This window comes from Bartonella sp. AP280QHHD, from assembly GCF_042196125.1.
Classification (GTDB): Bacteria; Pseudomonadota; Alphaproteobacteria; order Rhizobiales; family Rhizobiaceae; genus Bartonella.
Genome location: NZ_JBHIPQ010000038.1, coordinates 292,249 through 315,855 on the forward strand (window position 1 = coordinate 292,249; position 23,607 = coordinate 315,855).

Below are 23,607 nucleotides of genomic sequence, written 5' to 3' on the forward strand. Positions count from 1 at the left end.
GACATTTGTCTATATCGCTTTTTAAAATTCTATTTTTTTTACAATAAAAACGCTTTTTATAATGAATGATAGAATTTACGGTTATAAATTTATGAAAGTCCTTGTATTTGATCATTTTCGTCAAGATGAATTTTTTCAGCCGTGGGATAATGGGGTAGTCCCGGCATGGTCATAACATCTCCACAAATGACAACAATAAAGCCGGCTCCCGCACAGAGACGAACTTCTCGTATGGGAATTTCAAAATCAACAGGAGCTCCGTATTGCGTGGGATCAGAAGAAAAAGAATAAGGTGTTTTTGCCATACAAATAGGGTAGACGCCAAAACCTTCTTTTTCCCAAGTTTCAAGTTGTTTGAGAATAGGGGCTGAGATGATGGCGCCACGTCCACCGTATAGCTTTGTTATAATACAATTAATTTTTTGAACGAGTGGAATATCATCTTGATAGAGAACTTTAAAATCAGAATCGTGCTTTTCAATCAAGGTAACGAGTTCTTGTGCAAGTTCTATAGCGCCTTTTCCACCTTGTTCCCAATGCTTACAGATAATAGCTTTGTGTCCAGTTGTTGCAACTATTTTTTGTAATGTTTTTATTTCAGCATCGCTATCGCTGTCAAAATGATTGATAGCCACAACACAAGGAATACCGTAGTGCTTCATATTTTTTATGTGTCGTAAAAGATTGGCAGCTCCTTTTTCTAAAGCGGTGATATTTTCTTCTGTCAGGTTATTTTTATCCAGACCACCATTCATTTTTAATGCACGAATAGTTGCGACGATCACTGTAGCATTTGGTACAATACCTGCTTGCCTACATTTGATATTGAAGAACTTTTCTGCTCCAAGATCTGCTCCAAACCCTGCTTCTGTGACAACATAATCAGCAAGTTTTAAAGCAGTTTTTGTTGCTATAACTGAATTGCAACCATGAGCAATGTTGGCAAAAGGTCCTCCATGAACGAGAACAGGATTATTTTCAATTGTCTGTACGAGATTGGGTTGTATAGCATCTTTGAGAAGAACTGCCATTGCACCTTCCGCATTGAGATCAGCAACGGTGATGGGCGTTTTATCATAACGATAAGCAACAATAATTTTTTTGAGTCTTTGTGTAAGGTTTTCTAAATTTTCAGAGAGACAAAGAAGCGCCATAATTTCTGATGCAACAGTAATATCAAAACCTGTTTGACGTGGAAAACCATTTGTTATGCCCCCCAATGAAATGACAATATCGCGCAATACACGGTCATTCATATCAAGAACGCGCTTCCAAACAATGCGACGTGGATCAATGTTTAGAGTATTTCCCCAATAAAGATGATTATCTATCATTGCGGCAAGAAGATTATGAGCAGATGTAATAGCATGAAAATCACCGGTAAAATGTAAATTAAGGTCATCCATTGGAATGACTTGCGCATAACCACCACCAGCAGCACCACCTTTTACACCAAAACAGGGACCTAAAGATGGTTCTCTCAAGGTAGCTATTGTTTTTTTACCAATAAGATTAAGAGCATCACTTAGTCCAACTGTTGTTGTTGTTTTGCCTTCTCCGGCAGGTGTGGGATTGATAGCTGTGACAAGGATAAGTTTACCATCTGGATTTTTATTAAGCGATTTTATGTATTCAGAAGAAATTTTAGCTTTATCATGACCATAGGGAATGAGATTTTCATGTGAAATACCAATTTTTTGTGCAATTTCAATAATATGTTGCTTTTTAGCAGTGCGAGCAATTTCAATATCAGTTTTAGGCATGGAAAAATTCTTTAAATTCAGCTTTTATTAATGTTTGAGATCTGTACTCCATGGATTAATTAGAAAAATTCATAGAGAACAGAAAAATATTAAGATATCATAGAAATCGATGATATGCCATGCAAGAGATAATGCTAAAGAAGCACAAGAAGAGTTTTATTGTTTTTTAGGAAAAAGAATCTTTTTGCTTTTAAGCAGTAAAAATACGTTTAATTCAATTAAAAATATTGCGAAAAGAAGCTTTGGTTTGCAACAAATGCTGATGACATTAATGGATACCATAAGTGTTTCATAGTAGTACGTTTGAGAAGTAGTTTATTTATTCTTTCTAACAACACACTGAAAAAGTTTCACATGGTGGTAAACCGGAATTTATGGCGACACATCTGAAGTCCCTCTTAAGATGGGACTGCTAGGAATAAAATATCCAGAAACATCCAGTTATGGAACAATTAGAAATAAGCACGTAAAAAATTACCTAACTGAGTAGAGAGTATAATCCGGAAGAGACCAAAAACAAGCGCATAGATTGAAAAAAGAAAACAACAACATACGCTACTCATGCAATCGCTACGATTATAAGCTAATAAAAGCAACTTAGAGCTGAATTGAAGGACTCGTAACATCTTATTCTAGCAAAATGGCTAAAGAAACGACTCACAACAGAATGAAATAACAAAATACAAAGATAGGTAAAAATAAATCACAAAATAAAGAATTTAAAAAGTCTGACTTTATAAGTAAGATATTGATAGATGGCGCACCCGAAGAGATTCGAACTCCTGACCCCCAGATTCGTAGTCTGGTGCTCTATCCAGCTGAGCTACGGGTGCATACATTTCAATTTTTTACATTGTCTAAGACAAAAGGGTTCCTAATCGTTTCATTAAAGAAATGCAAGTGAAACTTGAGTCGTCATAAAAAAAATCTCTCTTTTTTTATGATATATTTTAAAAAAGGATATAATATATTATGGCTTCAGTTGGTTTTGATATGAACATTTTTTTGTCATGACTATACAAAGCAATATGAACGATAGTTAACTTGACGTTTTAATCTATGAAAGATAGTCAAGCAGAGATGAGATGTGTTTTTTGCGGTGGGGGTAAGATATATACACCCGCTGTTGGGTTTTTGTGTAAAACGCCGATATTACTGTTGAAAACTATTTCAGATGAACATGACACAGCAAGGGCGGATGTATGGCGTTATTAAAAAAGAGCTTTCCATTAGTGTTTTTAATCGTTGTTTTAACGGTTACTTATTGGGCTGGAAAAAAGAGTGCAGACCAACCCATTTCTATGGTGGATAAAACAAGAGTATCGGATAAAGCTTCAAATGAAAAAATGGGAAGGCCACCGGTAAATGTTGTCGTTGATCTTGTAAAAGTTCAAGATCTTTATGAACAACTTAACGTTCTTGGGAGTGGAAAAGCTCTTGCAGAAGTCGAGCTTACCCCTTTATCCTCAGGTGTTATTGATAAGCTTTTTGTATCAGCGGGTACAAAAGTACAAGCTGATGATGTGATTGCAAAGCTTGATTCTAAAAAAGAAGAAATAGCGGCTGCAAAAGCAAAAGTGCAACGTGATAACAATGCGTTGACGCTTTCGCGTATTCTTAAATTACGCGCCAGCAATACGGCAACGGAAGTTCAAGAAATTATGGCACGCTTAGAGTTGGATAACGCAAATTTAGTTTTGCGTAATGCTGAATTAGATCTCGATCGGCGAACAATTCGAGCACCGATTCCTGGAGTTGTTGGTATTTTGCCCGTTGATGCGGGGAATAACGTGACCCTTAATACTGTAATAGGCCGTATTGAGAATAGAGAACGTATTTTGGTCGATATATGGGCCCCTGAACGATATGTGTCGCGCATCCATAAAGGAGATGAGGTAACGGCAACGTTAATCGCGCAGCCAGATAGATCTTTTGTTGGTCATATTTATGCGATTGATAATATCGTTGATCCAGAAAGTCGCACACTTCATGTTCAGGTTGAAATCAATAATGAAAAAGATACGCTCATGTCTGGTATGTCCTTTTCTGTTTCCTTGCAGTTTCATGGTGGTTCTTTTCCTGTCGTTAATCCTCTTGCAGTTCAATGGAATAGTAAAGGGTCATTCGTTTGGCGTGTGAGAGAAGGAAAAGTAGAGGCTATACCCGTATCAATTATTCAGCATAAAGCCGATCATGTTTTCGTGAAAGCTCCCCTAGAAAATGGTGATCAAGTTGTCATTCAAGGGGTGCAAATGCTTTATCCAGGAAGTAAGGTAACTATTGATGATCCAAAGTCTCATCAACAGCAATTATCAGTAGGTTATGGAACGGATATACAATGAGCCAAGAATTGAGCACAAAACAGCCTATGTCAAAGGTGGAGCAAGGTGGTCTCATTACCTTATTTATTCGCAGACCGGTTTTTACTCTTGTTTTGAATGCTATGATCATCATTGCAGGATTTGCAGCATGGTTAAATGTTGATGTAAGAGAATTACCCGATGTTGATACTCCTGTAACAACGATTGTGACGATGTTTTCTGGTGCATCGGCAGAAACAATTGATCGTGAAGTTACAAAAGTTATAGAAGATGCTGTTTCTCGTGTTTCAGGTGTTAAGACGATTTCTTCAACGTCTTCTTTTGGACGCTCCCGTGTGAAGATTAACTTTAATGTCGGTGTTGATTTGAATGTTGCAGCATCTGATATTCGTGATGCTCTCTCTCGTGTTACCTATTCTTTACCGAAAGATGCGGATTCGCCTTTGATTATTAAAGCAGATTCGAATGCTGCTGCCATGATGTATTTGGTTGTGACGTCACCAACAATGAGTGTTGATGATTTAACCACGATTGTAAACGATCAGATTGTTGATGCTATTTCTGCTGTTGATGGTGTTGGTGATGTACAGGTCGATAGTGCTCGCACAAAGATTTTTCAGATTGATATAGATCAAGCAAAACTTGCAAGTTATGGATTAACTGTAGCAGATATTTCACGTGTTCTTGCTGATATGACAACAGATGTGCCAGTAGGGTCATTACGCAATTCTAAGCAAACTTTAGTTGTACGTGCTACTGCACGTTTAACAACACCAGAATCTTTTGAACAAGTTGTTTTAAAGCCTCATGTGCATCTTGGTGATGTTGCGCATGTTACTTTATCGCCGGATATAGAAACAGTTATTCTTCGTATCAATGGAAAGACAGGTATTGGATTAGGTATCGTGCGTAAAGCACAATCCAACACTCTTAATATTTCTGAAGGTGTGAGAGCCGTTGTTGATAATCTCAAAAGTATTGTTCCTTCTTCTGTAAATATAGACGTTATTAATGACGATGCAATTTTTATTAAAAGCGCTCTTCATGAGGTTGAAGTTGCGTTGGTCATTGCTATTTTGAGCGTTATCTTGGTCATTTTTCTTTTTCTCAGAGACATTCGTGTAACGCTGATACCTGCTTTATCTCTTCCTGTCGCTTTGATTGGTACCATTGCGGCTATTTATCTTGTAGGGTTTTCATTGAATATTCTCACATTTTTAGGACTTGTTTTAGCAACAGGGCTTGTTGTGGATGATGCCATTGTTGTTCTTGAGAATATTGTTCGGTGGCGCAATATGGGATTAGGTTCCAGAGCAGCAGCGGTGATAGGAACACGTGAAGTGTTTTTTGCTGTTTTAGCAACAACATTGACATTAGTGGCTGTGTTTGTTCCTATTTCCTTTCTTCCTGGGCAAGTTGGAGGTCTTTTTAGAGAATTTGGTTTTGTTTTGGCAATTTCTATTTTGCTTTCTTCAGTTGTTGCCTTAACGCTTTGTCCAATGTTGGCTTCGCGTTTTCTCAAAGAACATATTGAGGAAAAAGAGGAAAAGTCCCATCATTTTGCTTTTTTATATAAATTAGGTAATTTTTTTCATAAGGCATATACTTACAGTTTGCATAAGTGTTTAGAAAAGCCTTGGGCTGTTGTTTTTGCTTCACTTATTTTTGCGGGTCTTTGTGTTGGAGGCTATACGAAGCTACAACAGGAATTAACGCCAGCAGAAGACAGAGCTGTGATCTTTTTGGTTATTAATGGACCACAAGGTATTTCAACACAATATTTGAACGAGCAAATAGAGCAAATTGAAGCAAGTCTACAGCCATTACGTGATGCAGGGGAGATTGCTAACAGTTACTCTATTGCGGGTGCTGGCGGTTCACCCAATACTGCTTTTTTGATTTTATTGCTTTCATCTTGGGATAAACGTTTACGGAGTCAGCAAGAAATCGTGAAAGATATTAATGCAAAGGTTAAACAGTTTCCCGCAGTTTTTGTGTTTGCTGCGCAGGGAAATTCTCTAGGTGTGAGCGGAACTGGGCAAGGGTTGCAATTTGCAATTCTTGGCAATGATTATGCAATATTACAACCCATTGCTGATAAGCTGGTAAGTGCTTTACAAGATGATCCGCGTTTTATTCGCCCACGCCTTACTGTTGATGCAACACAACCGCAATTTTTTATTGAAATCAATCGAAAAAAAGCCTCCGATTTAGGGATTGATATCACCAATTTGGGCGATACATTACAAACAATGTTGGATGGTAAAAAGATTGGTTCCATTAACGTGGATGATCATTCTTACGATGTTAAATTGATATCGCGTACAAATTCTATGAAGAGTCCTAGCGATTTAGAAAATATTTTTTTAAAAACCAAAGACAATCGATATGTTCCTTTATCGGTTATTGCGCGTTTACATGAAAAAGCTATTGCTCCTCAATTAAAACGGGAAAAACGCATGAGTGCTGTTATTTTAAGCGCAAATCTTACTCCAGATATCGCTTTAGGGGAAGCTTACCAAACTGTACAGAAAATTGCTTCTCCTTTGTTATCAAAAGGAACCTATTTGGTTCCCTTAGGGGAAGCCGAAACGCTTAATGAAACATCTTCCAATTTTATGATTGTTTTTGGCATTGCCTTTTTGATTATTTTATTGATTTTGGCTGCTCAGTTTGAAAGCTTTATTTCAGGATTCATTATTATGGCCACTGTCCCATTAGGGATTGGTTGTGCTGTAATTGCTATGCTATTAAGTGGTGTAAGTCTTAATATTTACAGCCAAATTGGATTAATTTTGTTAATTGGTGTTATGGCAAAAAATGGTATTCTCATTGTTGAATTTGCAGATCAATTACGCGATCAGGGAAGAAGCGTGCGTGAAGCCGTAGAAGAAGCAGCAAACATTCGCCTTCGTCCAGTTTGTATGACAATGATTTGTGCCATTTTAGGAGGTATTCCTTTGGTTTTGGCCAAAGGTGCTGGCGCAGAAGCTCGTATAGCCTTAGGTTGGGTTATCGTTGGTGGCTTAGGTTTAGCAACTATTTTTACGCTTTATGTCACACCGGTTGTTTATCTTTTTTTAGGGCGTTTTATAAGACCAAAAGCAGAAGAAGATTTACGTTTAACAAAAGAACTCAATCAAGTTAAATGATGTATATGATAGAAAAGATTTGAAAGTTTATTCTTGTAAAAATATCATTTTCGGATCTTATCCTTTTATTTTGTATATTCCTTCATTTTTATGTGAGCAGTGAAAATAGCGAGCAATAAAGGAGGTGTTTTCTGCTTTGTTATTGTTTGGGCATAGATTTCATTATCAATAACCGTATAGGATAAGCTTATGGGAGATAGCTTTTCGATTCGAAATGAAATGGCTTTTGAAGCCACATTAAAAGCTTTAAGAAACCATGCCGCAAAGGATGGGGTCTATGATATTCGTCGGCATTTTGTAGAAGATGAACAGCGTTTTTCCCATTTTTCCCTCAGACTTGATGATCTTCTTTTCGATTTTTCAAAATGTGGTGTGACATTTAAAACATTGCAACTTCTAGATGATTTAGCGGTCGCAGCAGATGTGTTAGGCCGGCGTGATGCAATGTTTTCTGGTAAGGCGATTAATACAACTGAAAAACGCTCAGTTCTTCATATTGCATTACGTTTACCTGCTGATGAAATTTTCATGTTGGATGGTCATAATCTTATTCGCGATATTCAAGACGTCCTTGAAGATATGGAAAGATTTTCTGAAAAGGTGCGTGATGGAAGCTATAAGGGAAGCAGTGGCGAGAGAATAAGTGATATTGTCAATATTGGTATTGGTGGTTCTGATCTTGGTCCTGCAATGGTCACATATGCTTTAAAACCTTATCATGATGGTCCACAGTGTCATTTTGTTTCGAATGCTGACAGTGCCCATATTTCTGATACTCTCTCTATTTTGAATCCAGCAACAACGCTGTTTGTCATTGCTTCTAAAACTTTTACAACGGCTGAAACAATGGTCAATGCTCAAGTTGCACGTCAGTGGATTTGTTCACATTTAGGAGAAGAAGCCGTTTGTACGCATTTTGTTGCTGTTTCAAGTGCGCTTGATAAAGTGGCAGAATTTGGCATAGATTCCACAAGAGTTTTTAAATTTTGGAATTGGGTTGGAGGACGTTATTCAATTTGGTCAGCCATTGGACTTGTTGTTATGTTTGCAATAGGTGGTGGAAATTTTCGCCAATTTCTCAATGGTGCTTTGCAAATGGATCAACATTTTAAAACTATGCCTTTGCATAAAAATATTCCTATTCGTTTTGCTCTTTTAGGATTCTGGCATCGTGTTATTTGTGGTTATTCATCACGTTCGATCATTCCTTATGCACAGCGTTTAATACATTTTCCAGCTTATTTACAACAGCTTGATATGGAATCAAATGGTAAACAAGTCTCGCTGGATGGAAAACCATTAAGTTTTTCAAGTGGTTCAATTGTTTGGGGGGATTCAGGAACAAATAGTCAACATGCTTTTTTTCAGCTTCTGCATCAAGGAACAGATATTATTCCTGTAGAATTTATTTTATTTATAAAAGGGCATGAGAAAAAATTACATTCTATGTATGAGATGTTGCTAGCAAACGGTTTAGCACAATCAAAAGCCTTGATGAAGGGGCGTAGTCTTGAAGATGCTCGGCATATCTTGATAAAAAATGGAGTTGATGAGGGTGAAGCAGACCATTTAGCACGTCATAGAAGTTTTAAAGGAAACCGTCCCAGCATTACGCTGGTTCAAGATTCATTAACACCTTTTGCACTCGGTCGTCTTATTGCGCTTTATGAACATCGCACTTTTGTTGAAGGGATTTTAATGAATATTAATTCATTTGATCAATGGGGTGTTGAACTTGGTAAAGAATTAGCAAACGAGTTACTACCAATTCTTCGTGGAGAAAGTAAAGCGGATAATCGTGATAGTTCAACATTAGGGTTGCTAGCACATATTCAAGCAAGACGTGCAAAATAATATAATTTTACAGTAGGTTTTGTACTAACTAAGCAAAAGTAGAAGGAGGAGAAATATGAGATAATTCTTTAATTTTACTATGCCTTCTCTTATTATCTGGATTAGATTTATGTAACAGAAAATCAAAAAAGTGCAAAAATTGTAAAAATGAGAATTTATTCGCAAAAACGATAAAGACCTTTGAGAGGTCTTTGAAGACCCTTTGAGCCCCCCCTTAAAATCCTTCGAAAAAAATAAATTGGTACAAAACCTGCTGACAAGCTACAATCGGAAAGCTACGATTAAAGACAGTTTTAATAATATCGCTTTATAAACTGTGGCGGAGAGAGAGGGATTTGAACCCCCGATAGAGTTGCCCCTATGCCGCATTTCGAGTGCGGTGCTTTCAACCACTCAGCCATCTCTCCATAATAAAGTGAAACAAAAATCGGCACTATTTGAGTGTATAAGTGGTAGATAACCTTCAATTGTTTTTGGTACAACCTTTTTTTCTTTTTTATAGGACTTTATTGACAGAGAATAGAAATTCCTTCATATATACAAAATATAAGCGTGGGGAAATCTGCGCATATTTGTGTTGAAGAAGGTTTTATCCTTCTTTGGGATCTATTACGACTGATAAAAAGCAGCCTATTTTCCCTTATTTCAAGGCAGAAATTAAATAAGAGCTGGAGTGAACGGAAGGATAAAAAATGTTCGCAGTCATTAAAACTGGTGGTAAGCAATACCGCATTGTTGCTAATCAAGTGGTAAAAGTTGAAAAAGTTAGTGGAAATGCGGGTGATGTTGTTGAATTCAATGACATATTAATGGTTGGGCAAGAAGGTAATGCGGTTATTGGTACCCCTGTCGTTGCTGATGCATTGGTGACAGCTGAGATTTTAGAACAGGCACGTGGGCGCAAGGTTATCGCATTTAAGAAGCGCCGTCGTCAAAATTCTAAACGCACGCGTGGCCATCGTCAAGAATTTACGAGGCTTCGTGTTTTAGAAATTTTAATGGGTGGTTCAAAACCTAAAAAAGTTGCTGCGAAACCGATAAAAGAAGAAGAAACTACACCACAAGAAACAAAAGCTGCTGCTTCTGTTGAGAAGACGGCTAAAAAAACGGTTGAAAAAAAGACTGCGCCGCAGAAGAAAGCGTCTGTAGCATCAAAGAGTAAGAAAGATTAAAGGAGAGCGTCTATGGCACATAAAAAAGCTGGTGGTTCCTCGCGTAATGGTCGTGATTCAGAATCGAAACGTCTAGGCGTTAAAAAATTTGGTGGTGAAACCGTTATTGCCGGAAATATTATTATTCGCCAGCGTGGTACACGTTGGCATCCTGGTAACAATGTTGGTATTGGAAAAGATCATACGCTTTTTGCATTATCAAATGGAAAGGTTTCTTTTCAACGCAAAGCGGGTAATCGTTCCTATGTTTCAGTCATTCCTATGCTGGAGGCAGCAGAGTAATCTGTAACACTCTCTAGAAATCAACAGGATTTCATTGAATTATAGTTGTGGTTTTATAAGTATTAAAAGGGAAAGATAGAGTCTTATCTTTCCCTTTTTGCGTTGGTACTATAATAAATGTAGAAGATATACGAAAAAGGTACAATTGAGGAAATGGCTTTTCTCAATGAGGGAAAAAGTTTCTGCGCTGTTATGTTAGTATTTAGTACTGAACATATTGATATTATGATAGAATTTGTTGATAAGTTTCTGTATAATAATAGTGAGGAGAGACTTTCTTTTTATGTATGAAGAAGCGTCGAGTAATTTCTTATAAGAGAAGCAGTTTGTTTTCAGAAAATTATGAGAAATTTAATGAGAGCATTATTGATGTAATCATTTTGATAAAGATGGATCTTTTTATCGGCATTGTGGTATTGATGAGTTGTCATACTGTTTTTAGGTGGTAGTGTGGATAGGTGGGGCTATTCATTTAAAAAGACATAGGGATAAAAAATCCATAAAAAGGTAGTCAAAACGACTTTGAAAGTGACGTGCATTAAGGAATTTTCGGTAAATCGAGAGTGAAATTATATTTTTAAGGAGGACGGTGTTTAAAGATATAAAAATAACCAACGTGCAATCAGCGCCCTTCAAGAATATTTTTTCTGATTTCACTATTATTGTGTATTGTTGAAAATAAACAAGCATAAGAGCTAGAGTTAAGGCAATAATTGCGTTTCATTTTTTACTTTATTTATCTTATTTGTAGAGTTTTTCTTGATTTTAGTTGTTGGTGATGGTGCTTGGAGGGTGTCGTACTTTGCAAATGTGCGACAGAGGGCATTGTGTATTTACGATATTGATTGAAGTAAAGGTGTAGCTTAAAATATATAAATATTATATATCGAGGGTTTGATATCATAAGATGGGCAGCACGGAATTTTAAAGATGATAAGTTGCATGGAGCAATTTGTAATTATGTAATGAATTTATAAAGAGGGATAATAGGTTAAATAAACTTTGAGGAATCAATCAAAATATTAGCTGAAGTTACGGATGATTGGGAAGGATGCTTTCTTGTAGGAAAAATAATGAAAAGTTATGTTGAATAACTTAGGATAATGAGAGCGTTTCGAAAACATAGTTTTTCAGGTGATTGGTTCTGTAGAAAATGGGGTTTTGTCTTTGTAAAGTAAAAGAGTAAGAGGTAGATTTGCTTATAATGGTTTTAAGCACTTCGCTAGATAATAATATCCAATTGTTTTATCGGTTATATTGAGGTATTTAAGCACCTCACTTAGCTATATTCCGTAAAATATAAATAAAGCTGTGGTGGTATTTATAGCTTGTATTTTGGGAAATGCAGCTTTGAAAAGGAATGTGTCAGAGATATTGGTGTTCAAATGTGAGGCAATTTGAATTCATGATGAGATATGAGAAAGCAGAAGCAATGAATGTAGATTTTGCTGATGGTGAAATCTTGTCTATAAGATCTGTACAACTTGCAGCTGCTTTTGATCATAAAAATGATGCAATTTATGCTGCTGCTGAATTGCTTGTGCAGGTTGGTGCAGTTGATAAGTGTTATCTGGCAAGCATGCTTGCACGTGAAGAAACAACCAATACTTGGCTTGGAAATGGTATAGCCATTCCTCATGGTATGGCTGAAAATCGTGATTTAATTATCAAGGATGCTGTTGCTGTTATACAGGTTCCTGCTGGTGTTGAGTGGCAGGATGGCAAGAAAGCATATTTGGTTATTGCCATTGCAGCGTGTCCAGATCGCTATAGAGAAATTTGTAAAAAATTGACGTCTCTTTTATTTGATAAAAAACAGCTTGAAGTACTTGCAACAACTATGGACAAACAACAAATTGTTACAACTTTGTTTGACCAAAATATGAAGATAGAAAAAACTTTTATTGGTGACCTTTCTGTGTGTCAGGAATGGACTTTAGATTATCCAAGTGGTCTTCATGCACGACCAGCTTCTCTTTGGGTTGATTTTGCGAAAAAGGCTCAAAGTTCCATCAGAGTTCGCCATGGTCAATATACCGTTGAAATGAAAAATTTGGTTGGTTTATTGCAATTAGGAGCAAAAAACGGTGATGTTCTGATTTTTTCTACAGATGCTGCAGAAGGAGCACAACTTCTCAATGATGCCATTGCTATTGCAAAAAAAGTGAGTATTAGTGAAAAATGTCTGATGAGAGCAATGGAATCTCAAACAAAGGCTTTTCATGGTTGGTATCCACGCTCTATGCAAAAAGGCATTTCTGGTGTTGGAGCGAGTTCAGGATTAGCATTTGGTAAGATTTTTGTTTTAAGGCAAAATGATATTTCCATAATAGATCAGCCAATTGATTTTGCAGCTGGTGCAGCATGTCTTGAAAATGCTCTTACAAAAACAAAACATAAAATGGCATCTGTGATTTCTGATATTACAGTGCGTATGGGAGCAGATTCTGCTGCGATTTTTTCTGCGCAAATGGTTTTGCTTGAAGATGAAAATTTAATAGCTCAAGCTTGTCGTTTTATAGCGGAAGGTCATGGTGTCGCTTGGTCTTGGGATAGAGCGGTTCGTCAATTTTCAGATATGTTTTTTAAGGTAGATAATCCTTTGTTAGCAGCACGTGCTGTTAATTTAGTTGATGTTGGTCGACGTGTTTTAGGTGAAATCAATCCATCCTATAGATCGTTCTTTTTAAATGATATTCCACATGGTGTAATTCTGGTTACAAATGACCTTTCTCCTTCTGATGTAGCACAACTTGATTGTACAAGGGTAAAAGGATTAGCAACAGCATGGGGAGGTCCATTATCTCATACAGCTATTTTGGCGCGTACTCTTGGTATTCCAATGGTTGTTGCTGCAGGTGATGATATTTTAGCAATTCAGTCTGATATTCAGGCTATTATTGATGGCGATAACGGGTTTATTTACCTTAATCCTACGCTTGAAGACGTTGAAGATGCTCAAAGGCATATTGATACTGTTGCGCAAAAACGTGTCAGTGAAATAAATGCATGTAGATTACCAGCGCAAACGACAGATGGTCAAAGAATTCGTATCATGGCTAATGTCAACTACGCAAATCAGGTTCCTGTTGCGCTTGATTTAGGGGCTGAAGGTGTTGGACTCATGCGCACGGAATTTTTGTTTTTAGAGAATCCATATATTCCGGATGAAGAGCTACAATTTAATATATATCGGGCGATGATTACAGCTGTAGGAGATAAGCCATTAATTATTCGTGCACTTGATATTGGTGGAGATAAACAGGTTACGCATTTACATTTATCTAAAGAGGACAATCCTTTTTTAGGTGTTCGAGGAACGCGGCTTTTGTTACGTCGACGTGATCTTTTGGTGCCTCAATTACGTGCTTTATATCGAGCGGCAAAAGAGGGTGGAGATCTATGGATTGTGTTTCCGATGGTCATGTCTGTTTCAGAGATTGTCGCTATAAAAAAGATTGCAGAGGAAATCCGCAACGATGTTGATGCACCAAAATTAAAACTTGGTATTATGATCGAAGTTCCAGCAGCGGCCATTATGGCAGATGTATTAAGCGCCCATGTTGATTTTTTTTCAATTGGAACCAATGACCTAACACAGTATACAATGGCTGTTGATCGGCAAAGTCCGTACCTTGTGTCTGAAGCTGATAGCCTTGATCCAGCAGTTTTGCGTATGATTTATCAGACTATTCAAGGAGCTGCACAACATAAGTGTTGGGTTAGTGTATGTGGTGGTATGGCTGGAGATCCTTTTGGTGCAATGATTTTGACTGGATTGGGAATTCATGAGCTTTCTATGATATCTTGCGATATTTCTCCAGTAAAGGCGTGTTTACAGACTCATAGTTTTGAAGATATGAAAATTTTAGCACAAAAAGCATTACAATGTGAAACTGCACGAGCTGTACGTGCTCTAAGCAAGGATATAAGGTGATAAAGAACATTAAGGGAAAAGAACGAGCTCATTTTGCAGAGTAATCAGATCTTTAGTGCTGTAAAACATTATCCTTTAAGACGATTATTAACAACATATTAATTTATAATGGTAATTTATCGTTTTACATAATGAGAACTCTAAATATCGTAAGGTTTTTTCGTTTTAAATTTCTCTATATTAAATTAATAAAATTATTCTTTTATACATTACAAGGAGGAGTAATGTATGGATAAAAACACTTTAGGAAAGAATAAATGCCTTTTATGCATTCTCTTAAATAGCAGGGGATGTTGCAACATTAGGGGATAAATAGCGTGATCGTACTTGGCTTTTCCTTTTTATTTAAGAAAAGATGATGCTATCCAATAGATTTTATACCACTCATAGACACCGTATGAGGTAGATGTGACAAGCTTTAAGAGATGTTTTTTAACAAACGTGTGGATGAGAAAGAAAATATATTTTTAGAGTATTCTGTTTTGTTATGAGACCATATCCCACTTAAAGAATGCGATAATCAAAAGTATGAAGTAATACGTAATTTTTTTTTAATAATGGAGACTACTTTAGATATTTTGAAAACTGTAACGCTGAATTTAAAAATATATGGTAAAAATGAAAACAGGTTTGCATTTTTATGATTTTGTATTTGATCAAAATGAGACTATTTTTTCATTTTAGAAAATAAAATATATTCATACATATTAAATTAAAAATGCAAAGTTTTTTCTGAATTTTATTTTCTTTAGTATCAACTAAATATAGAAGTGTGAAATTGAATAGAGGATTTAGAATAGGGCTTATTATGTAATCCTATGAAAGAGAAAACTGATACCATCACACTATTTTACAGCTCTCAATGTTGCAAAAATTCGTGCTATTTAAGAAAATGCATAAGAGCCGCTTATCCTCTCTTAAAATGTTCTTCCCCCACATACCATCCCTTCCTATGACGTATAAGTAAGTGATTTTAATTATTTGGTTGTGTAAAACTATGGACTGTATGCCAATTTTAAGAGAAGTATTTTTTTGTGAAGCAGAAAGTGCGTAAATGAGCATGAAAGTTTATAACTGGTGACAATCTTTTTATTCTCATTATTGTATTCTACAAACCTATCCACGAAAAAAGTTTTTTCTTAAAAAGAAGGGATGTGCTTGTTATTCAACAGATAAAAGCTCTTACTTTAATAAATGAATTTGTTTTTTGGGTTTTGAATGTATAGTTTAGACTTGCACGTTATTTCTTTCTGGGTATAGTGCGAACTTCTGGAGAGGTGGCCGAGTGGTTGAAGGCGCACGCCTGGAACGCGTGTATATGGGAAACCATATCGAGGGTTCGAATCCCTCTCTCTCCGCCATTGATGATAAACAAACCTTTATATAGATTTTATCACATAACCTTTAAATCCTAGAATGTACGAAATTTTTTGATATTTTTTGTTGATCGGATCTCTATAAAAACTCTTTAATTTTTCTTTTATTGCTTCTTTTCTGAAAAGATTTGTACTTGGAAACAGGAAGTGCGGAATCTTTAGACAAGAAACATCAATCGCTTGTGAACAGGGCAGTTCGTGTCTATCTAATAGTATAGCATTGTTAACGAGCGGGCTCTACAACTGCGTGAAGGGTAAAGAAGGGTTTATAATATTTTTTGAGACAAGGAAATTGGATCTTCCGAGAGATTGAAAGTTTGTTTGGACTTGTTAGTCAAATTTTGTTTTTTATTGTATTTCTCCCATGGGGACATTGATCTTGTCCAGTGCTTGTAAGGCTACCTACAGAGTTGTTTTTTCAGATTTTCATCTTTAAGTGTTCCGGTTTTCGCTGTTTTTGGCATTTCTACAGGACACAAACAGCATTTTTTCTGCTGTAAATTCAATTTTAAATTGTTTGTATTTTATAGCGGCTGATGTAGGGCAGTGATATTTATCATTTGGTTTTACGAATTGCGAGAACACCGTTTTTAACCAGTTGGTAACCATTGTCTGATACTGTTTTTGAGTGCGATCTCCAAAAATGAGCACAAGGAGCTTTGACTGATGGCTCTCCAATCCATTTCTGGAAAGTTTTGTGTTTTATGGCGTTGTTTCCCTAACAAAGTCTGCGCTTTTGTTATTGCTTGTAAATAAACATCTACATCTAATGCCGCAGCATGTTTTAGACAAGGATTAAGGCGGATGAGTGCTTTCTCTGCTGTTTCAGATTTTGTATGCCAAATAGGAGCAAATGTGTTATATATCTCTTTGGGTAATTTCTAAAACGAGCAGATAGCCTAATTTAGAGAGAATATGAAGTTTTAAGGATAGAAAACACTTCCCATCTCCTTTTAATTCTGCTTTACGACTTTTAAAGATCTCAAGTAATATATTTTAAATAATGAAGATTATGCATTGATTCATGCTTTTTTTTATTGCGTTCTTGAATGAGGGAACACCCCTCACGTAAAACAGAACGCCATTGGTTTGCCAATTCACGGTTTTTTAAAAGAAACATCTCTCAAAGAGCACCCAGGCCCATTTTACGGCGATGTCCGTGAATGGTATAACGATAAAGCTATTGAGCAGTGCCATCTTTAAGTTTATGAAAGAGCAAGCCGGCACCATCACACATTTTGCCAGCTCGTGGATGTTGCGACAGCCCTTAGTACTTAAGACGATTCATGAGAGGTATTTTTAGTCTTTTCTTAATAGTTTTTTACCTACATGCTAGTCTTGCTTGTGGTGTGTAAACAAGTGATTTTAATTGATTCAACATACATAGATTTGAAATGAGGAAATCTTACGATATTCGGGTCTTTAATTCAATATGAATAACGATATATTATCATTATAAATCAATGTCTTGTCCAATAGTTGATGGGTCGTATGTTTACTTTTTTTTCTTGTTTATTCACGAAGCTGCATTTCTGCAATCAATTTTCATCAGGTGAGAATCTACTTTATGATCAAAGTTGGCCACATTGGAAGGAGGAATCTTGACCATGTGGTTACGTTCAGTATGCTCAAACTTAACAGGAAAACTCTATCAATCGACCATAATGGAGAAATGCACCGTCACTCAACCGATGAAGCCAAGAGATCATTCAAGCATAGCTTTTGTTTGTCATTATGTGTCCCTAAAAATTTGTGTTGGATTTCCATAAGTTTTATAATTTTTATCTCCTTTCCCTCTTTAGATTATCTGATGCAGCATAAAATATTTTTTCGAATATTATTGAATGATTTTTACCATTATCACCAACTTAAAGCTTTAGAATCAATGGTGATCATAGAGCTATTTGCAATTTCGTTTATTAACGGGCTAAATTCGTTTTATCTACACCAGAGGTAACAAAAACTTCAGTTTTTCTTGTGCAATGTGCTCATTTAAAATTAATATCATGAATATTTATCTATTACTATAATCAGAATAAAGGTTGGCGTAATAATTGAATATCATTCATGCAACGCTTTTTTATGGCTAAGGCCTTTTAGGTAAATGGATAGCCCCTGTAAAATAAATAAAGGTGCGCAAAAGCCTATAAATACACACAGGACGTATAATATAGAAAATGAAAAAAATTTTCCTGCATATAAAAGTACAATAGAGAATAAAGCTGTTATGATGCGTACACTGGCATCGCCTGCCAAAATCACCTCGGCTAAATTTTCACTAGGTGTGATAGCTTGTCCAATTGTTATTCCCGATATCCTAAAATAAAATTGCCCAATACCTAATAAAAATCCCATAATATAAAGGGAATATTGAGTAAAATTTAAATATAAAACAAAAGAGATTGCGATCACGGCAAAAGCCGGTGCCCCCCATACAAAAAAACGAATTAAAGATGGAAATTTCCGTAAATAATAAGATGAGATAAGACCATTGATCACAAAACCCAGTGCTGACAAAGCAAAAATAGAATTTTGAATAGCTGTAAATTTTATATTATCTGATGTTATAGAAGCAAGAACAAGTGGCAATAAAACAATAGGCCCCGTATAGAGAGAATTATTCAAAATACGATTAATCGTTAAAAACCGCAACGCAGAAATCCGCCAAAGGCATCTAAAACCAATTCCATAAGCCTTTTGAGATGGCGTTTTTAATAGCTCTTTTACTCTGTTTAGGTGTTGTATAGACTTTATACGAAACCATAAGCTGGCATTCAAAAGATAGATAAATACAATAAAGGCTATGGCTATTTTGTGCCCCAAATGCGCAATTATAAAATATATAAGCAACGGGGATATAATAACAAAAAACTGACAGCAACTAGTATAAAATGCAAAAATTCCAGCTTTTTGTTTGGGAGCTGGAACCAGCAGATTCAAGGCACTATTGTTATTTGGATTATCAGCCCCCATCAGTAGAGCGAGTAAGAAAAACACAAATAAAATAAGCATTGAGTTGTTTATGAATAATAAGAAAGACAATAAACAAGCGCAAATAATTTGGCTATAAAACCCAATTATAAAGCCTTGATAGTGCACCAACACATTTCCCAAACATAAGCCAGCAATTCCAATTGCGATTAAATTAACGACATTTAAAGCAGCAGATGCTTCTCCAGTTGTATCTTGGAATTGTAATAAAGAAAGGCCGATAGATAATACACCACTCGTACAGAAACTTGTCAAACTTCCAATCAAAATCATAAGAAAGACGGAATTACGCAACATTTTTTATGATCCCAGACAGAGCACTAAACCATTTTGTGATTTCCTCTGTTGTCAAATGTAGCTCGGTACTTAATCCGAATTTTTCATAAAAGTTTAGTTCAAATGCGTTATAGGCACTTATTTTTTGAAAGTCATCTGTCAGCATGAATTCTATACTTGGTAACGTTGTACCTATAGATTGAGATAAATAATAGGAAATTACTTTCCAATACATATAGGTACGCTCTCTTGCCAAATAATTTTCCAAGGCATATTTCAAGTGACAACCACTTAAAATATATTTCGGACAATGGTGCAACGGATAATAAATACAAATAGCACCGGCTTCATGTCCGAGACAAGAAGAGATATTAATATTTTTATCATTTCATAATATTATAAAAACGCTCAGTGAGCAGATCTTCCAAATTTAGTCTAGTCACAACAAGATTGGTTGCTAATTTTTGAGCAACATGAGACCAAGCCAATCTTACTACTAAAGTTCCAATAACCTTTAAGTCAGATTCTGGATAAGCTTTTTTTTAATTTTCCACCCATATGTCTCTGTGACATATAATAATTGGCTCATCTCGTCTGAATGAACAAGATGTAATTCTAAACCAATATTATCACAAAGTTTTGAGCTCTTGAATTCTCCATATCCTAACCTGGTATTCTTAAATCATAATAGAAACTAAAGAATTTTTAAGTATTCCAACTTTTATTAAACTTTGTAACAATCTATTGGAATCTCCCCTTCACTGACTTCGACAATTATTTTCTCACCACTATAAGAACAAAAAATTATCTTTGAATTTGCTTACTTTTAGAAAAAAAATGAGCAATACTCTTCCTTAACTAAAAGAAACACGCTCTATACCTTTTTCTTTATGATTATCAAAAAACTATCCCGTTATAATTTAACCATCCATTATTAGGATAAATATTCTGCGTTTAGCCTAATAAACTGTTATAATCAATGTTTCTCTCTGTTCTAAAAGTCAGCGCTTTTCATTCTAGAGATACTCATAATTGCTGTAAAATCTTTCCCCAAAAGGCTTCCCTAAACATTGCTATTAACACGATCATCCTGAGAAGTTTTATACATACACACTGCATTCTATGTATTTTTTGGAAAATCCCTTTGAATCTCTATCGAGCCTTGTTTTGGCAGTATCATTTTTAATATATCATAAATATTTTTATTTAATTTAATTTTAGAAAACTTAGTCATTATCGTGTTTCATTAGATGATATGAGAAAGGTAGGGATTCAATAGTGTTGCCTTGCAGAAAATATTGCGTCCATTCTCTATTTTGGAGTTTGCTATATTTTCTTAAAATAAGGAGATTTTGTGATAATATAAAAAGGTTCAGTCCTTTTTCCTACAACGAGAATACATTTTGTTCTGTAGAGAGAAGACTTAGAAAAAACACTTAAGCTGGAAAGTTAACATAAATAGAGAACTTACTTAATTCTGTTTATATGGGATGGGGTATTGCAAACTATAAACGTAGGCTCCCCATGAAAGCAGAACTCCCATAGAGGATTGTCCATATTTTTTGGTATATGCTTAGGCCATTCTCGGTTGTCAAAATCTCGCAAATCTTTAAGTATAGACCAGAATTTTTCTCTATAAAATTCGATACTTTGTATGGGGGCAGGCTCCTCGAATGCAACAAAAGATGTGTTCTTTCCAAAACTTTTATAGTTATCGCAATAAGTTATCATGTCTTCCATCATATTTTTTGAAGTCAGCTTGTTGTAGAACTCAAATCTAAGCATATTTTTTGAGTATCCATTTACACCGAATAGGCAGGGAAAAGGTCTAATTGTGTTATTCATGGTTGCATCGAATTCTTTAAAAACGATCTGCTTCCATTTTTAATATTTGTCTATATTTTCAATTATTTGCGCTGCTGAATCCATGTTTTCCTCCCAATTGTTGTATTTTATAGGAAATTGCTACGAATGATCCTCTCCAAAGCTGATAATTCATCATCATTGTGTCCCCAAATTGCTATAATAGCTGGGCAGGTATTTAAATCGATGGTTAGGGGGAGGGGCTCGTTTTCTTTAAAAAAAAGCGTAAAATGAATCACATTTTCCCAAGAATGAAGCTTTTGCCGCCATACGTTAACATCTTTTATAATATGACCGTCGATCTCGTTGATAAGGAAGATAATACGCCCTTTTTTCTTAAAGCGACTTGGGGTTTGCGAAAACACGCCTGCAATAAGGTTAACGGAGCTTTCAAGTAAACCATCTTCATAGCAATGCGCGAACAAGGTGGGTGCAATTCCTCCGTGGAGGCGGGCTCCTACTTCGATCATCACTGGACCACGAGCTGTTTGCATGATTTCCATGTGCGCAGGTCCATATTCAATCCCCAGCGCGCGAATGCATTGTTTTGCATAAGAGATAAGAGAGGCATAAGAGGGATCTTGAGAATCAAGCACATCAAGCGTTTCATAAACAAAAGTACTTCCATTATGAATACCTTTTTTATATCGTGACAAACTACATATTTTTATAGCCTCTCCCTTTACAACGGCATCGACGATGTATTCCTCTCCCTCCAATCTTTCTTGGAGCAAATAGGCCTCGTTAGGTGCGCCAAAAATATTTTTTTTCTTCCAGTTGATTTCAGAGGCCCACGTTACTACTTCCTCAAGATTAGAGAAAAACAAAACACCATCACTCCCTGCAGAATCATTTGGCTTTACCACATAGCCGCTGTGGCTTTCAAAGCCATCGAGAGTACAATCGTTTTTTGTAAGAATTTTTGATCGGATGTAAGATAAACCATTTTCACAAAGACGTTTTTGCATCGCTGCTTTTTTCCGTCGCCAATCGGTAGTCAAGGGGTTATTCCCAAGACAACCATAATAAGCCGCCAATTGCTCTGCACAATAGATACCTCTTTCGGCACCCGCTATTACAGCCTCTATCGTGCCGATAGGAAAACGTTTCTTTATCTCATCTACACTATGAAGCTTCGCTTCTGCCATGCCCTTTCCCTGATAAGAAAGCATAAAGTGTGAAAAAGGAGCTGCTTGAGAGACAAGACCATAACAAGCATAGCCTAATTTTTGCAAAGCAGGGCCATAGAGGGCACCCGTGGAGAAAGGGTCGACAATAAGAATAGGTTTTCTCATACTTTGTTCCGCTGTAATAAAAGGAAAAGAACATAAATAAAGATTATCAACCCTATAAGGGGCAGAAGATAAACAGCTGCTTGAGGACCCATAAGGGCAGAGCTTGTAAGAAGACCAAGAATGACATAACCTGCCGACTGGGAGAGAGTATAAAGCATGCCGCTATAGCTTCCCACCAGCTCTGCTTGAGCCTCTGTTTTGGTCGCTTCAATCGTATGTTTGCGGGCATTAATTCGCATGGTATTCATTGAAAAGCCAATAAAAAAGCAAAAGACCACAGCCAAATAGGGCGATTGTGTGGTGCTAAAAATAAGATCAGCTACGCTCAATATAAGGGCTGGGAGAATAAATTCAAAACGAGGGATTTTGATAAAAGCAGCCAAAAAAGCGCCCATGCCCGCAACCGCACTGCAAAGTCCATAATATTCAGAGCCAAAATTTTTCACACTCTGAAAAAGAATGGTTGCCAGCGTATTATAAGCGCAAATATGAAAGCCAATAAGTCCTATGCAGACGCATAAAAGTTTAAGTTCACGGGAGAGCTCATCCGCTTGCGGTGTAGGTGCTGGCTTCTTACCAGTTGCAAGTGCTGTGGTATCTGTAGCGTTGTATTCATCGCAAAATATAATATATCCGGCTATAAGGCTTATAATGATGTCAAATACACAAAGTGTCACAATCAAACCATTATAACCGATTTCAGCCGCTGCCCCTCGAGGGCTGGTCGCTTCTAAGAGATAACCACTTAGTGCTGCTCCCAAAAATGCGCCAATTTGCACCACTGTTTGCATAATGCGGGAAGCCTTTTGGGCGCTAATATAACCACTAAGTGCTAGTTTAGTATTATAAGTCTCGAGTGTGCTTAAGGTAATCAAAGAGAGATAGCCGATAGAGATAGAGACAGCGATAAAACCAAAGGGGGAATCAGCGTAATGGAAAAGAGCAATCAATAAAAGAAGGCTATAGATAATGATCCGCCTTTTGTATAAATCGACCAACCGCAGTGAGGCTTTAATGCGCACAAGACCGCTTTTTTTCAGAAGATAGGGCATAAGGGTGCCCAAAGCCATGGTTACGCCCAGGAAAACCGATGAGGATGTTATGCGATAAGCATTCCAAAGATTACTTAAAAATAAAACCATATCAGAAAGATACAGCAGGACAACAAGCCCATAAAACCGAAACATCAGTTGTTTGTGCACATTATCCCCCCATGTTAAATACACATGCTATAAATTATACATTTTTACAAAAAGCTAATATATATGTTGTTAGGCATGTCAAGTTTTTTCGATAGAAGCATGATACAGATTTGAACGATAACG

Annotated in this window: 11 protein-coding genes, 3 tRNA genes and 1 pseudogene; 7 read left to right on the forward strand and 8 right to left on the reverse strand. The window is 36.3% G+C overall.

The window, feature by feature from the left end; all coding sequences use genetic code 11:
• Positions 1-89 precede the first annotated feature (89 nt).
• Together ACFIMK_RS06080 and ACFIMK_RS06085 are read right to left on the reverse strand one after the other, a co-directional pair.
• Complete coding sequence (locus ACFIMK_RS06080) at positions 90-1,763, reverse strand: formate--tetrahydrofolate ligase (protein ID WP_375638168.1); 1,674 nt, start codon at positions 1,761-1,763, stop codon at positions 90-92.
• Positions 1,764-2,519: 756 nt separating this feature from the next.
• A tRNA-Arg gene (locus ACFIMK_RS06085) sits at positions 2,520-2,596 on the reverse strand.
• 369 nt (positions 2,597-2,965) lie between these two features.
• Here ACFIMK_RS06085 and ACFIMK_RS06090 point away from each other — a divergent pair.
• From ACFIMK_RS06090 to pgi, 3 genes are all read left to right on the forward strand, one after another.
• Entirely contained in the window at positions 2,966-4,105 is a 1,140-nt protein-coding gene (locus ACFIMK_RS06090; RefSeq protein WP_375628415.1) for an efflux RND transporter periplasmic adaptor subunit, read from the forward strand.
• Positions 4,102-7,236 carry an efflux RND transporter permease subunit gene (locus ACFIMK_RS06095; RefSeq protein ID WP_375628413.1) on the forward strand — a complete coding sequence of 1,045 codons (3,135 nt, stop codon included), beginning with the start codon at positions 4,102-4,104 and terminating at the stop codon, positions 7,234-7,236. Before ACFIMK_RS06090 ends, ACFIMK_RS06095 begins: the two co-directional genes overlap by 4 nt.
• A gap of 189 nt (positions 7,237-7,425) precedes the next feature.
• Positions 7,426-9,090 (forward strand): glucose-6-phosphate isomerase, encoded by a 1,665-nt coding sequence (pgi, locus tag ACFIMK_RS06100; protein WP_375628411.1) that lies wholly within the window; start codon positions 7,426-7,428, stop codon positions 9,088-9,090.
• Positions 9,091-9,407: 317 nt separating this feature from the next.
• Here pgi and ACFIMK_RS06105 read toward each other — a convergent pair.
• A tRNA-Ser gene (locus tag ACFIMK_RS06105) sits at positions 9,408-9,497 on the reverse strand.
• Between the two features lie 285 nt (positions 9,498-9,782).
• Here ACFIMK_RS06105 and rplU point away from each other — a divergent pair.
• The 4 genes from rplU (at position 9,783) to ACFIMK_RS06125 (ending at position 15,842) form a co-directional block, all read left to right on the forward strand.
• Positions 9,783-10,262, forward strand: coding sequence for a 50S ribosomal protein L21 (rplU, locus tag ACFIMK_RS06110; RefSeq protein WP_375629522.1), 480 nt, complete (start codon positions 9,783-9,785; stop codon positions 10,260-10,262).
• Between the two features lie 12 nt (positions 10,263-10,274).
• Positions 10,275-10,544: a 50S ribosomal protein L27 gene (rpmA, locus tag ACFIMK_RS06115; RefSeq protein ID WP_100130483.1), complete on the forward strand. Its 270-nt coding sequence runs from the start codon at positions 10,275-10,277 to the stop codon at positions 10,542-10,544.
• Positions 10,545-11,949: 1,405 nt separating this feature from the next.
• A complete protein-coding gene (gene ptsP / locus ACFIMK_RS06120; RefSeq protein WP_375638169.1) occupies positions 11,950-14,481 on the forward strand; it encodes a phosphoenolpyruvate--protein phosphotransferase in 2,532 nt (843 codons plus the stop codon).
• A gap of 1,271 nt (positions 14,482-15,752) precedes the next feature.
• A tRNA-Ser gene (locus ACFIMK_RS06125) sits at positions 15,753-15,842 on the forward strand.
• 680 nt (positions 15,843-16,522) lie between these two features.
• Here the strand turns inward: ACFIMK_RS06125 and ACFIMK_RS06130 are convergent.
• The 5 genes and pseudogenes from ACFIMK_RS06130 to ACFIMK_RS06150 form a co-directional block, all read right to left on the reverse strand.
• Positions 16,523-17,094 (reverse strand): annotated as a pseudogene (locus ACFIMK_RS06130) (integrase); the annotation flags it as partial.
• An 824-nt stretch (positions 17,095-17,918) separates the two neighbouring features.
• The gene (locus tag ACFIMK_RS06135) at positions 17,919-19,145 is read right to left on the reverse strand and encodes an MFS transporter (RefSeq protein WP_375638170.1); all 1,227 of its coding nucleotides are present in this window, start codon (positions 19,143-19,145) and stop codon (positions 17,919-17,921) included.
• A gap of 1,446 nt (positions 19,146-20,591) precedes the next feature.
• A complete protein-coding gene (locus ACFIMK_RS06140; RefSeq protein ID WP_375638171.1) occupies positions 20,592-20,969 on the reverse strand; it encodes a YqcI/YcgG family protein in 378 nt (125 codons plus the stop codon).
• Between the two features lie 107 nt (positions 20,970-21,076).
• On the reverse strand, positions 21,077-22,282 hold the full coding sequence (locus ACFIMK_RS06145) for an ATP-grasp domain-containing protein (protein WP_375638172.1): 1,206 nt from the start codon (positions 22,280-22,282) through the stop codon (positions 21,077-21,079).
• Entirely contained in the window at positions 22,279-23,469 is a 1,191-nt protein-coding gene (locus tag ACFIMK_RS06150) for a hypothetical protein (RefSeq protein ID WP_375638180.1), read from the reverse strand. The genes ACFIMK_RS06145 and ACFIMK_RS06150 overlap by 4 nt, the downstream gene beginning before the upstream one ends.
• Between the last annotated feature and the right edge of the window lie 138 nt (positions 23,470-23,607).